Annotated in this window: 10 protein-coding genes; 7 read left to right on the top strand and 3 right to left on the bottom strand. The window is 61.2% G+C overall.

What is annotated here, in order from left to right; genetic code table 11:
• The first annotated feature begins 77 nt into the window (after window positions 1-77).
• Together P3T25_RS04035 and P3T25_RS04030 are read left to right on the top strand one after the other, a co-directional pair.
• The gene (locus tag P3T25_RS04035; RefSeq protein WP_429357557.1) at window positions 78-2,363 is read left to right on the top strand and encodes a PAS domain-containing sensor histidine kinase; all 2,286 of its coding nucleotides are present in this window, start codon (window positions 78-80) and stop codon (window positions 2,361-2,363) included.
• A gap of 70 nt (window positions 2,364-2,433) precedes the next feature.
• Window positions 2,434-4,008 (top strand): AMP-binding protein, encoded by a 1,575-nt coding sequence (locus P3T25_RS04030; RefSeq protein WP_429357556.1) that lies wholly within the window; start codon window positions 2,434-2,436, stop codon window positions 4,006-4,008.
• Between the two features lie 8 nt (window positions 4,009-4,016).
• On the opposite strand, the gene P3T25_RS04025 is transcribed toward P3T25_RS04030, so the two are convergent.
• Both P3T25_RS04025 and P3T25_RS04020 read right to left on the bottom strand, forming a co-directional pair.
• Window positions 4,017-4,835, bottom strand: coding sequence for an SDR family NAD(P)-dependent oxidoreductase (locus P3T25_RS04025; RefSeq protein WP_429357555.1), 819 nt, complete (start codon window positions 4,833-4,835; stop codon window positions 4,017-4,019).
• Between the two features lie 34 nt (window positions 4,836-4,869).
• A complete protein-coding gene (locus P3T25_RS04020; RefSeq protein ID WP_429357554.1) occupies window positions 4,870-5,814 on the bottom strand; it encodes a phytanoyl-CoA dioxygenase family protein in 945 nt (314 codons plus the stop codon).
• 333 nt (window positions 5,815-6,147) lie between these two features.
• On the opposite strand from P3T25_RS04020, the gene P3T25_RS04015 reads away from it, so the two are divergent.
• The 5 genes from P3T25_RS04015 to P3T25_RS03995 all read left to right on the top strand — a co-directional run bounded on the left by P3T25_RS04015 (window position 6,148) and on the right by P3T25_RS03995 (window position 11,991).
• Window positions 6,148-7,614, top strand: coding sequence for an acyl-CoA reductase (locus P3T25_RS04015; RefSeq protein WP_429357553.1), 1,467 nt, complete (start codon window positions 6,148-6,150; stop codon window positions 7,612-7,614).
• Window positions 7,615-7,648: 34 nt separating this feature from the next.
• Complete coding sequence (locus P3T25_RS04010; RefSeq protein ID WP_429357552.1) at window positions 7,649-8,503, top strand: oxidoreductase; 855 nt, start codon at window positions 7,649-7,651, stop codon at window positions 8,501-8,503.
• A 43-nt stretch (window positions 8,504-8,546) separates the two neighbouring features.
• Window positions 8,547-9,911, top strand: coding sequence for a hypothetical protein (locus P3T25_RS04005; protein WP_429357551.1), 1,365 nt, complete (start codon window positions 8,547-8,549; stop codon window positions 9,909-9,911).
• 96 nt (window positions 9,912-10,007) lie between these two features.
• Complete coding sequence (locus P3T25_RS04000; RefSeq protein WP_429357550.1) at window positions 10,008-10,715, top strand: TetR/AcrR family transcriptional regulator; 708 nt, start codon at window positions 10,008-10,010, stop codon at window positions 10,713-10,715.
• Between the two features lie 124 nt (window positions 10,716-10,839).
• Window positions 10,840-11,991, top strand: a complete 1,152-nt coding sequence (locus P3T25_RS03995) for an NADH:flavin oxidoreductase (protein ID WP_429357549.1) — start codon at window positions 10,840-10,842, stop codon at window positions 11,989-11,991.
• Between the two features lie 132 nt (window positions 11,992-12,123).
• Here the strand turns inward: P3T25_RS03995 and P3T25_RS03990 are convergent, their stop codons facing one another.
• The gene (locus P3T25_RS03990) at window positions 12,124-12,828 is read right to left on the bottom strand and encodes an SDR family NAD(P)-dependent oxidoreductase (protein ID WP_429357548.1); all 705 of its coding nucleotides are present in this window, start codon (window positions 12,826-12,828) and stop codon (window positions 12,124-12,126) included.
• Window positions 12,829-12,850: the final 22 nt, after the last annotated feature.

The following is a 12,850-nucleotide window of genomic DNA, read 5'->3' as shown; positions in this document are numbered from 1 at the left end:
ACGGCTTGGCGAGTTGGCGCTGAAGTTCCGACTGAAGGCGTGGTTCCGCGTCTTGCAGGATTATCGGTAAGCAATGTATGAAGAAATCCACACGCGACGCAGCGCCAGAGGCGATTCTCAAGGAACTGGAACGAGAAAATGCTGCTCTGCGCAAAGACCGCGAGAATCTGGAGCGCTTGCTGGCCGAATGTGATGAACTCCTGAACCTGAAGAGCTTTGCGCTCAATCGCGTGTGTGAAGCCGCCTATCTGATCGATGAAAGCGGCCGCTTCGTCTATGTCAACGAGGAAGCCTGCCGAACGCTCCTCTACAGCGACACAGAACTGTTGCAGATGACGGTGCCGGATATCGATCCCGACTGGAGCGCTGAGAGGTGGGCTGAGGCATGGCGGACGCTGAGCGAGAGCGGTGGTTCGCTTTTCATCGAGACCGTGCACCGCCGCAAGGACGGTAGCCTGCTTCTTGTCCAGGTCAACGCCAGCCATTTCGAATACGGTGGCAAGGAATACAACCTGGCACTCGCACGCGATATCACCGAGCGCAAGGAGGCGGAGCGGCGGCTCTACGCGAGCGAACAGGCCTTTCGCGCCGTCGTGGAGCATTCTCCTGACTATATTGCCCGTTACGATCTCGACTATCGCCGCATATACGCTAACCCGGCCCTTCTCGAGTTGATGCGCCTGCCGGCCGCCGACCTGCTCGGCACGACACCGGCTGAACGGTCGACGTTTCTCGACGCGGATCAGTATATGAAGCAGTTGCAGCAAGTCGCGCAAACAGGTGCTGAAGTGACGGGCGAGGTGCGGCTGCGCGACGTCGATGGACGGATTCGTTGGGGCCATCTGCGGATCCTTCCCGAATTTGCGCCCGACGGTAAGGTTGCCAGCGTGCTCGCCATCAGTCGCGACGTCGACGAATTGAAGCGAAGCGAGCAACTCTTTCGCACGATGACCGAGAATTTCCCGGACTTCATTGCCAGATTCGACGGTGAATGCCGGTATCTCTACGCCAATCCCGCCGTCACCCAGGCGTACGGGCTGCCGCAAGACGCCCTGGTCGGCAAGCGGGCGAGCGAGCTTCCCACCAGCGACGCGGAGCAAACCGAGCGTATCGAGCGGGAGATCCAACGCGCGTTTCTGGAGGGGCAGCCGAACGAGGATGAAACGCGATGGCAAACCATCCATGACGTCCGCATACTCGAGGCGCGGCATTTTCCGGAGAAAGACGCCGAAGGCAAGGTCGTGAGCGTGCTGGGCATTGGGCGCGACATCACGAAACTGAGAACGACCGAACTGGCATTGCGCGACAGCGAACGGGCCTTTCGCACGCTTGCGGAGAATGCGCCGGATGCGATTGTCCGCTACGACCGGAACTGCCGCCGTACGTATGTCAATCCAGAGTTCGTGCGCGTGAGTGGCGTCGAGGCCGAGGATCTGCTAGGCGACCCCGCGAATGTCATGGGTGCAGCGGACGAAGCAACACGTCTGGTTCACGAGAAACTCAAGGAGATCATGGAAAGCGGCGTGGCGGCCAAATTCGAAGTGAACTGGAACCGGCACGGCGAGCCTCGTTGCTGGTACGCCCATGCTGTACCCGAGTACGACGCAAAGGGCGTAGTCCAGAGCGTATTGACTATCTGGCGCGATATCTCCGAGCGCAAGGAAGCCGAGCAGCGCTTGCATGAGTCTTACGAGTTGTTGCGCGAACTCACTTCGCGCCGCGAAACGGCGCGCGAAGAAGAGCGCAAGCGTATTGCCCGCGAGATGCACGACGAACTCGGCCAGCACCTGACCGCCCTTCGCATGGGTGTCTCCACCCTGCGCGTGCGATTCGGCCAGGACAATCCTGACCTCGGCGAGCAGGTTCAGAAGATATTGCTCCTGTCCGATAAGACGATGCAGGTGCTACGCAACGTCGTGACCTCGCTGCGTCCCGCGGTGCTCGACGCGGGTATCGCCGCGGCGCTCGAGTGGCTGGCTGCCGAATTTTCGCAGCAGGGTCAGACGACCTGCCGCCTGAGCGTGCCGAAAGAAATTCCGGATCTGGCCGAAGAGCGGGCCGTTGCGATGTTCCGGATCGTCCAGGAGGCACTCACCAATGTCACGCGACATGCCGACGCACAACAGGTATTCATTACGCTGGAGCAAAAGGGGGACGAGTGTCTGCTGGAAGTGCGCGATGACGGTCGCGGATTTGATCCCGTGGTGATCCGCAAGAAGTCCTTTGGGTTAGCGGGCATGAAGGAACGTGTATTGATGCTGGGTGGCGAGCTTGACGTCACCAGCTCGCCTGGCAACGGCACCGTAATCAAGGTACACGTGTCCAGTCGATCAGAGATGCTAACCTTACCTAATCCGCCTTAGGTCCGGGCCCTGGTCATGACAAACGTGACGTCAGGGTCGATGTTTTGCGGGATTTACTGGAGTCGTCGACATGAACAACGCCGCCAGTCGCACCGACTGGAAACCTGAGGTCCCGCTGAATGTGCTGCTGGCGAGAGCTGTGCAGGCTCATCCTGAGACACGGCTGCACTTTCATACCGAAGAAGGCGTCGCGAGCGTCACCACGCTAGAACTGCTCAGCGCGGCGACGCGCATCGCCAACGGGTTGCGTGCTCTCGGCCTGCGAGCCGGCGACGCTATCGCCATGCAATTGCCGACGCGACGGGAGACCGCTGTACTCTACCTGGCGGCGCTGGAAGTCGGCGCGGTACTGGTGCCGATCGTACATATCTACGGGCCTGCCGAAGTCGGTTTCATCTTGCGGGATTCGCGGGCCCGATTTCTGTGCGTGCCCGAGCGCTGGCGCGGGATCGATTTCCTGGAACGCGTCGATGCACTTGGCAGCCTGCCCGATCTGGAACGCGTCATCGTCGTTGGCAATCGCACGCCACGCAACGGCATCACGCTCGCGGCCGTTGAAGCGCTTTCGCAAGCATCGGCGATCGACCTATATTCGCCGCTTCCACAGCCACAGGATGTCTGCTTGCTGCTCTATACGTCGGGCACCACGGCGGCGCCAAAGGGTGTCCAACACACGCACCAGACCGTCGGCGCCGAATGGTCCATCCCCTTCATCGACGGCTCCGGGCCCTATTTCACCCCCTTCCCTGCCGGTCACATCGCCGGTTTCAATTTTCTGCTGCGCCCCTTCGTGACCGCTACGGAGATGGTGTTCACGGACCGCTGGAATGCATCGCTCGCAGCCGAGCTGATCGAGCGCTACCGGGTTCGCCTCTCCGGTGGCACGCCCTTCCATCTGCAAGGTCTGCTGGAGGCGGCCCGGCTCGAAGGACGCGACCTCTCGTCTCTCGCGGCCTACGGTCTGGGAGGAACCGGCGTCACCCCCGAACATATCGAACTGGCGGACCGCGCCGGCTTCGCGGGCACTCGCGCTTATGGGCTAACGGAACACTCGACGGTCAGCATCGGCTGGCGCGATAGCTCCTTCGAGGAGCGCGCTTGCACGGATGGGCGCGTTCAACCTGGCAGCCTGGTGCGCATCGTGGACGAGATGGATCGAGCGTTACCGCTCGGTAGTCAGGGGGAGATCCTGACCAAGGGTCCCGATCTGTTCGTCGGCTACACCGACCCGACGCTCAACGCAAATGCGTTAACCGCCGATGGCTGGTTTCGCACGGGCGACATCGGCAAGCTCGATTCGGCAAACTGCCTCACGATCACCGATCGCAAGAAAGACATTGTGATTCGCAGTGGCGAGAACATCTCATCGCAAGAGGTCGAGCGTGTACTTGCCACGCATCCGGCGATACGGGACGTAGCCGTCGTCGGCCAAAACGACTCACGGTACGGCGAAAAAGTGTGCGCTGTGGTTGTGCTTCAACAAGGCGCGTTTCTTGACCTCGCCTCTGTACAAAAGCATTTCTCCGAGGCTGGCGTAGCACGTCAGAAGACTCCGGAAAGTCTTTATATCGTTGCAGAGTTACCGCGCACAGCCTCCGGAAAGGTTCGAAAGCCCGACCTGCGCAGGCAGGTCAACGGGAGTTGACCGACTCTTTACAGCTGCATCAATTCATAAGCGCAAAGCGCCGCGATCTCCGTCACGCCGCCATCGACCGGAAGACACGCGCCGGTAATGAAGCGCGCTTCGTCGCTGGCGAGGAACAACGCGGCCGATGCGACGTCCCATGCGTCTCCTTCGATGCCGAGCGGCGCGATCTTCCGGCGCCGCTCCCTGCTCTCGTCGTCCAGCATGGATTCGACCATCGGCGTGAGGATATGACCCGGCGCAATCGCATTGGCGCGCATGCCGTCGCGTCCATACGCGACCGCCAATTCTCGCGTCAAAGCAATCATGCCGGCCTTTGACGACCCATAGGCGGCCGACCCATGACTCCGGATCCCCGCGGTCGAACTGACATTGACCACCGAGCCGCCTCCATCCGCGATCAGTCGCGGTGCCGCGCTGCGGCTCATCAGAAACGCACTCTTCAGATTCACGTCGATGATGCGATCCCACGAAGCCTCGTCGAGATTATCAAAGCGGCCGCCCGCGCCTGCCACGCCGACGTTGTTCACCAGCACGTGGAGCGCGCCGTAACGTTCGACCGTGGCGGCCACGATACGCGCGCAGGCATCACTGTCGGTGACATCGGCAGCACAGACAAACGCATTGCCGCCCACCTCATGAATCATCGCAAGCGTCTCGGCGGCTCGCGCCTCGTGCTGGTCGACGAGGCACACCGACGCACCTTCACGCGCGAAAACGCAGGCAATCGCCTTGCCCGTGCCGACGCCGTGACCTTGCGAACCGGCACCCGTCACGATCGCGACCTTACCCGCAAGACGCTGATGGAATGTTTTTGGATAAGGCATCTCGTTACCCAATATGAAGTAAACCGATGAACAATCAATGAGGAGGACGCAAGACTGTTACGCGACCTTCATGAGACGCCAGAATAACCTCGTCACCGGGGTGAAAGCGCATGGGGATTTCATCGAGCGGTACCTTGCCGCCATCGAGACCGCGGCTATACGTACTTTCATCGAACGTAAACGTTCCACTGCGGCCATCTTCGCCCTGCACTGCCACCTCGCGCTGCGTGATCGAGGTGATATTGCCGACGATCGGCGTGTTACCGGACGCCGCCATCACCCGGATGTCCATGGAGAGCCGGAAGCGATCCGAGTAATTCGCCACACCGGTATGCGGAGTGTTCAAATGCATGATGACCACATCACCTGGGCGATAAGTCGTGCGACGCCACGCGTTCGCGGGTACTGCGCCATCGGGGATCGGAAACAGCGGCGGCTGCGAGAGATCATGCAAATAGGGCCCTTTATGCAGCCCTTCGGCAAGTACCAGCCCGCCGACATCCGCATCAATTTCCGCGAGCGGGATCCAGCAGATGAGGAACGGTATGCCCGCGTTGTAGAAGCCGTCCTGATGAACGTAATCGAAGCGGGGACGGGAGCGATCCTGTGCCGGCGGCGTCGCGCGGTATTCCACAGTCGGAATCCAGAACGGCTCGTCGGCAAGCAGTCTGGTGAAGAAGCGATGGATGGCCGGCTCCGCAACGAATGGCTTCCATATCTTGCGTGCCGCGAGCGGTTCCATACGGAACGGAAATTCGCTGAGACTTTTGCCGCTGTAGCGAGCGATCGGGTCGCCTGGGGCAATCACGCCGAGCTGCGCGATCTCCTCCAGAAATTTGCTACGCAAGCGCTCGACCGCCTCCGTATCCAGTACACCCCGGAAGAACCAGTAGCCATCACGTTCCCAGGCAGCCTCAAGTGCCACGCGGTTGTCGAGAATATCGTTCGATACGTGCAGTTCCTGCATGGCCGGCAGCACACCAGCTTCCAGTACTGGGGTCATTTCGTCTCCTTATTGTTCGTCGCGGCTCGTTCGTGCGGTCGATATCCCGCCCGCGGCGCTCGGAGTTTGAGTCTAGTCTTAAGCTCAATTTAATGCAACTACTAGTTGCATTATCAGCGCAAACAAATGCCAGACCTGGTTCGTGACGAAGGGTCTCATCAGGTCTTCCAACCTCATCTCCCGCCGGGGATGTTGCATCGTCGCGCGTGGAGTCGACCGCTAACAACTTGGGGAAAACCACACGACAATATTCGTTGCACTTTCTGAATGTCGTGCATATATTTGCATTCAATCGCGCAGGAGTACCACATGGATCACGTCGAATCAGCAACCCGGGAAACCGGGCCATCGCCGCAATGTGACGCCACCGCGGCCTTGCCTGTGCCGCACGTCTATCGCGGGCGAACGGTAGTGGGCTATACAGTCACGCACGTATCGCGCGATCTTGGCAAAGGATTCTGCACGCCAGCGATAGATCTCGACGATCTCGTCTGGCCCCGTGCGCAGGCGGGTCCGGCATTCGATCTGCCGATTGCACAAGTCACCGATTTCCTCGTCGAGCTCGGTCCGCGGCTGCATCTGGACGTGAACCAGCTGATGCAACAGGCACTCGAATCGATGATCGAAGTGAGCCCACTCGGGCGTCGAATTCTGGAGAATTGCTACCGCGATATCCCGAACCTGTTTTCCCGCAGCGTGATCGAAGATGAAGTGCGCCTCAGCCTCGGCGAAGCCGGCTTCATTGACGGCTGGGTGCCGCGCACATTGCGTGGCCGCCCAAGCCGTCTGCGCGCATTTCCGCCCAGACTGGTTCACATACTTGCCGGTAATTCGCCGATGGTGGCGGCGATGACGGTGATGCGCGCGGCACTGACCAAAGGCGTGCATCTGCTGAAACTGCCGTCCAACGATTTGTTCACCGCGACCGCCATTCTGCGCACGATGGCCGAGATCGACCCGGCACATCCGTTGACACAGTCGTTTTCGGCAGCTTACTGGCGCGGTGGCGACGAAAACGTCGAGTCGATCCTGTATCGCCCGCAGTATTTCGACAAGCTTGTCGTGTGGGGCGGCGAAAGCGCCGTGCGCCACGCGATGCGTTACGCGGGCCCCGGTCTCGAACTGGTCGCATTCGACCCCAAGGTATCGATCTCGCTGATCGGCCGGGAAGCGTTTGCCTCTGACGAATTGCTGAAGCAGGTGGCACGTGCCGGTGCAGCCGACGTGCAATCGTTCAATCAGGATGCGTGCAACGCGAGCCGCTACCAGTTCATAGAAGGCAATGAGGAGGACGCCGACCGCTATTGCGAACATCTGGCAGCCGCGCTTGGCGAAGACTTTCGCTATGGCGACGGCCAGGGTCCTGTCGTACCGGCCGACATCCGCGAGGCAGTCGACGTATTGCGCGAAATGGAACCCCTTTATCGCGTGTTCGGGGGATACGACGGCAAGGGCCTCGTCGTCAGGTCGGACGAGCGGGTGGACTTCCATCCCATCTGCAAAACCGTGAATGTCGTGCCGGTGCAAAGCCTGCGTGATGCCACCCGCTTTGCCACCGTGGCAACGCAGACCGTGGGCATTTATCCGCCGCATCGCGTCGTCGAAGTACGCGATGCGCTTGCATGTGCCGGCGTGCAGCGCATCGTGACGCTCGGCGAATCGATTTCGGACGGCGTCGGCGGCTATCCACATGACGGCATGTTTCCCATCCACCGTTTCATGAAGTGGATATCTGAAGAAGCGGGCGACGTAGCCGAAGCCGGCCGGCCCGTGTGAAATCCGCTTTGCTTTCACTCGGGAGAGATTTTTGATGACCGCTATACCGACATCCTCCGCTATCTGGCTCATCACGGGTGTCTCGTCCGGCTTCGGCCGCGCCCTCGCCGAAGCCGTCCTGGCTCGTGGCGACCGGGTGGTCGGTACCGTACGCAACGCCTCTCAGATCGCGGCGTTCGAACAGATGTCGCCTGCCGGATTCGCACATGGCGTCGTGCTCGACGTCACCGATTCAGCAGCCGTGCCTCACGCAATCGCAAAGGCGCTTGCTCACGCAGGCACCATCGACGTGCTCGTCAACAACGCCGGATACGGTCTGTTCGGCGCACTGGAAGAGGTCTCCGACGCCGAGGCGAGACAGGTCTTCGATACGAATTTCTTCGGCACCGTGAACACCATCCGGGCCGTGCTGCCGCACTTCCGTCAGCGAGGCTCCGGACATATCGTCAACCTGTCGTCTGTCGCGGGGTTGATCGGCATCACGGGATGCAGCTTCTATTGCGCTTCCAAGCATGCGGTCGAAGGCCTGTCGGAGTCGCTTGCGCGAGAACTCAAACCGTTCGGCGTGCACGTCACACTCGTCGAACCCGGCGGATTTCGCACCAATTTTGCGGGCGACTCGCTGCGCTGGAGCGAAGCCGTCGAACCTGCGTACGCGGAATCCGTGGGCCGGATACGCGAACAGATGTCCCACTATCACGGTACGCAGTCCGGCGATCCGGCCAAGGCTGCGGCGGCGATTATTCAGGCGGTTCGCGCCGAACCGCCACCGTTGCGGTTGCCGCTCGGGCCCGATGCCGTGAGCGTGGTACGCGACAAACTTGCGTCCTTGCAGGACAACCTCGACGCGTGGCTCGAAGTCTCGAGCGCCACGGATTTCGATCAATAACGCACTGGCGCGTGGCGCAACGTTACGTCACGCCGGAGATACCATGTCGACGCTCAACCTCTTTTACGGCCTGCTTGAACAGGACGGGGACCCGTTTCGCCACCATCCCGACAATTTGCGCGCGCTTCAACTGACGGCAATGCAGGAGCGTTTCGCCCAACGCCGTGAACAGATCAGACTGCTAGGCCGTCGCGCCGCCGACACGGGCGTCGATGAAATCCGCAGCGAAGCCGACATGGTGCCGCTGCTTTTCGCGCATCAGATTTACAAGAGCTATCCCGAACAGTTCGTGGAAAGCGGTCGCTGGAAGCATCTGAATACCTGGCTGCAAACGCTGACGAGCAAACCGGTGACTGACGTCAATGTCGACGGAGTCGACAACGTCGATGCATGGATGGATCGCCTGCATAACGCAGGACACCATGTGTTCAGCTCGAGCGGCACCTCCGGTAAATGCAGTTTCATCAATCAGACGCGCGCCGACCTGGACCACGTAACAGCCTCGTGCGTAAAACTCGGCGTGTATGGAAACAAGCTGATCGCGCGGGATTTCGGCAAACGTGCGGTGTTTCTGATGATGCCGCCGAGCGGCGCGCATCGTCATATCGGGCCGGTCCTGAGCGCCGCCACGCAGCTCGGCAGCGAAAACACGCTGATGTTCGATGATCCGGCGCTCGCCTCCGCGACGATCGCGATGGGCCACATGCGCCGCGCGCTCGCGGACGGCAGCGCAAAGCCGAGCGAGATAGCGGCTTTCCAGGAGCAGGCGGCCGCGCGTCAGCGACACACCGGCGCAATGATTGACCGTTTTCTCGACAAACTACTCGCTCGCCGCGATGGGCCTGTGCTCGTGCAAGGCAACTGGTCGCTGCACTGGACGCTGGTCGACTACGCACGCCGGCGCGGCGTGGCGGATGGCATCTGTCATCCGGAAACGGTTATCACCACAGGCGGCGGCTTGAAGGGTACTCAGGCGCCGGCCGATTTCCGCAAGCAGATCATCGACTTCTATGGCATTCAACCGGAGAACGTCCAGAACAGCTATGGCATGTCCGAAATGATCGGCACCGGCCCGTGGTCCGACGTGGCACAAGGCTATGCGATCTGTCCGTGGATCGTCCCGTTCGTGCTCGACAAGTCAGGCGAAAAACTGCTGAATCCCGCCGATGGCAAGGGAGTGGTCGAAGGCCGATTTGCGTTCTTCGATCTGCTCGCCGAAGGGTACTGGGGCGGATTCATCACTGGCGACAAGGTGACAGTCGACTTCTCTCCCGAAGGCGCCACGGACGGTTTCAAGGGGCCGCTCGTCAGGCAGGTCGGCCGTTACGCGGATCTCGAGGAAGGCGAGGACAAGCTGTCCTGCGCGGGCACGATGGAATCTTATGTCCGCGGCATGATCGACGTGTGACGTAGCTGGCGCGCCGGCCTGCCCAAGGTCGGCCCCACTGGCGGACCGGCAGGGACGTGAGTACACTTTCTTCTTTTCCCTCGTGTCCCTCTGCCCATGGTCAAGCCCTCGGCACTTCGAGCTTCGCGCTCCACTACCGTTGACGGCACTGCGACAGCCGCACCGCGCTCCGCGGGGCGCCCCACGCAGGACGCCGCCGCCGAATTGCGCGAAAGGCTCCTGAACGCAGCCACGCAGACTTTTCGGGCAGAAGGGTTCGGCGGGGCCAGAGTCGAAGAAATCGCCGAGCGCGCGGGAATCAGCAAGACCACCGTTTACCGGCAGTACGGCACCAAGGAAGACCTGTTTCGCGCTGCTATCTGGCACGGCATGTCGGATCTGCGTGGCAGGATCGAACAACTGCTGAAGCCGCGCCGCGACTTCGCGAAGACATTGCTGGTCCTGGTGCGCACACTGACGGACCATATGGCGACCACGGACACGATCGAAATCACCCGCGTCAGTGTCGGGGAATCGCATCGCTTTCCGGATGTAGCGAAGGGATTCCTGCAATATGTGAATGCGATGCTGGAACCGGTAGCGGCCTTCATCGCCTCGGCCGCTCAAGGCGGGACGATAAACGTCTCCGACGCGCCACAGGCCGCCCGCGACCTGCTGACGCTCGTGGCCGGCAGCGTGGAAGTCCTGATGGGCATTCCAACCACGCCCGCGCAACGCGAGCAGCGTGCCGCACACATTCAGCAGTTGCTGCTCTCGGCGTGGCGGTATCAGTTGCCCGACCACCAGCACAACTCGCGAACTTAGGTCCCGCCCTCTTCTATGCATCCATCTGGCCCACGACCTGAAACTGGGCCGGCACGCTTTTTTGCGGCAGGAATCTAGCGTATCATTATCCGTACGCAAGTCAACTATACGCACGGAGACAGGTATGATCACAGCGCCACTCTTTACGCCACTTTCGGTCCGCGGAGTTACGCTGGCAAACCGTATCGTCATGTCGCCGATGACGCGCGGCTTCTCTCCCGACGGCATGCCCGGGCCTGATGTCGCCTCGTATTATCAGCGGCGCGCCGAAGGCGAGACGGGGCTCATCATTACTGAAGGTGTCGGCATCGATCATCCATCGGCACTCGGCGAAGCCGGTCTCGGAGAAAACTCAATCCCGACACTGGCCGGAGCGGAGTCGGTCGCAGCGTGGCGGTGTGTGACGGATGCGGTACACACGAGTGGCGGTGTGATTTTTCCGCAGTTGTGGCACATGGGTCCGATGAAGGAAGCCAATACTGGTCCCGTTCCTGCTGCAGCGCCGATGCGCCCTTCCGGACTGTGGGGTCCGGCCGGTCGCCTGACCTCGCTCGATGCCGGCTATCTGGCGCGCGTGAGTGCCCCTACCCGCGCGATGAGCGATGAAGAAATCGCAGATGTCATCGCTGCCTATCGCCGCAGCGCGTCATACGCGAAGGCCGCGGGGTTCGACGGAATTGCCATTCACGGCGGCCACGGCTACCTGATCGATTCCTTTCTTTGGAGTGAGACCAATCAACGCGCCGACGCCTGGGGCAAAGATCGGACTGCCAGGAGCCGTTTTGCCGCGGAAGTGGTCCGCGAAATACGCGCGGAGATCGGCGAAGCCATGCCCATCAGTTTCCGCTTTTCGCAGTGGAAACAGCAGGATTTCAAGGCACGTCTTGCGACCACGCCTGCTGAACTCGAACAGACGCTCGGGCAGCTCGCCGAGGCGGGCGTCGATATTTTCGAGGCCAGCACGCGGTATTTCAATCGCGCGGAGTTCGACGGCTCGGAGATGAATCTCGCCGGCTGGGTGAAAAAGGTGACGGGTAAGCTGTCGATGACCGTAGGCGGCATCGGGATCAACAAAGGTTTCTATGACTCGATGGCCGGGACGGAAACCGTTGCCCAGCCCGACCTCACGCCGTTGCTCGAACGGTTCCTGCGCAACGAGTTCGATCTGATCGGAGTGGGACGCTCGCTGCTGCATGACGCGCACTGGGCTCGACGCGCCCGTCTGGGTGAACCGTTTCTCGGATTCAGCACGGATTCCCTGACGCGTTTGACCTGAGTGGCGAGGCCCTCGTGGGATCCTGGACGTCAAGGGGATCGCGAGGGCCCGCCGACCGCTTCAGACCCTCGCCTCGTAAAGCAGCGTCCACCAGCACGTCACCCTACGGAAGACGGCGCCCCGTGCACGGCTCTATGAACGGCCAGTGACCGGAATGGCCGCACCGGTCACGGCCGAGGCAGCCTGGGACGCGAGGAAGAGAATAACCGCCGCGATGTCAGCAGGCTGCACCCAGCGCGAAAAATCCGCATCAGGCATGTCCTTGCGATTCTGCGGCGTATCGATGGTGCCTGGCAAAATCGCGTTCACTGTAATGCCGCGATCCTTCAGTTCGTCGGCGAGCGCTTCGGTAAGACGTAGCACGCCCGCTTTTGATGCCGCATAGGCACCCATCCCCGTGCCCGCGCGCAGCGCCGCCCCTGCACTGATATTGACGATGCGGCCGCCCTGCGGTTCGGCGCCAATCAGATCAAGCGCCGCCCTCGATGCCGTCGCCGCCGTGCGAACGTTCATCTGGTACATCAGATCCCAAGCATCCAGATCACTATCAGCCAGCGTTTCCCAGCGAAAGCCACCGGCCACGTTGATCAACGCAGTCAGCGATCCGAACCGCTCGACGACCGACGACATCGCCGTCCGTGCGCGGCCGAGATCGGTCAGATCGACGCCACCCAGCCGCCATTGGGTGTCCTGCCCTTCCTGCCCCTCCTGGGCCGACGCGTCAGGCGCCGATGCCCGATCCAGCAACGCGACCTTCCACCCGTCGGCGGCAAACGCATCGCCAACCGCCCGTCCGAGTGTGCCGAATCCACCTGTAATCGCGACGACTCGTTGCATGTAAAACACCTCTGTTTCGTAA

The sequence above is a fragment of the Paraburkholderia sp. GAS32 genome (assembly GCF_050434225.1).
GTDB lineage: Bacteria > Pseudomonadota > Gammaproteobacteria > Burkholderiales > Burkholderiaceae > Paraburkholderia > Paraburkholderia madseniana.
This window is presented reverse-complemented; position numbering and strand designations above follow the sequence as displayed.

Excerpts from the sequence above, each read along its gene's own strand:
- P3T25_RS04035 (WP_429357557.1), top strand. The coding sequence starts at position 78 with ATGAAGAAATCCACACGCGACGCAGCGCCAGAGGCGATTCTCAAGGAA.
- P3T25_RS04030 (WP_429357556.1), top strand. The coding sequence starts at position 2,434 with ATGAACAACGCCGCCAGTCGCACCGACTGGAAACCTGAGGTCCCGCTG.
- P3T25_RS04025 (WP_429357555.1), bottom strand. The coding sequence starts at position 4,835 with ATGCCTTATCCAAAAACATTCCATCAGCGTCTTGCGGGTAAGGTCGCG.
- P3T25_RS04015 (WP_429357553.1), top strand. The coding sequence starts at position 6,148 with ATGGATCACGTCGAATCAGCAACCCGGGAAACCGGGCCATCGCCGCAA.
- P3T25_RS04010 (WP_429357552.1), top strand. The coding sequence starts at position 7,649 with ATGACCGCTATACCGACATCCTCCGCTATCTGGCTCATCACGGGTGTC.
- P3T25_RS04005 (WP_429357551.1), top strand. The coding sequence starts at position 8,547 with ATGTCGACGCTCAACCTCTTTTACGGCCTGCTTGAACAGGACGGGGAC.
- P3T25_RS04000 (WP_429357550.1), top strand. The coding sequence starts at position 10,008 with ATGGTCAAGCCCTCGGCACTTCGAGCTTCGCGCTCCACTACCGTTGAC.
- P3T25_RS03995 (WP_429357549.1), top strand. The coding sequence starts at position 10,840 with ATGATCACAGCGCCACTCTTTACGCCACTTTCGGTCCGCGGAGTTACG.
- P3T25_RS03990 (WP_429357548.1), bottom strand. The coding sequence starts at position 12,828 with ATGCAACGAGTCGTCGCGATTACAGGTGGATTCGGCACACTCGGACGG.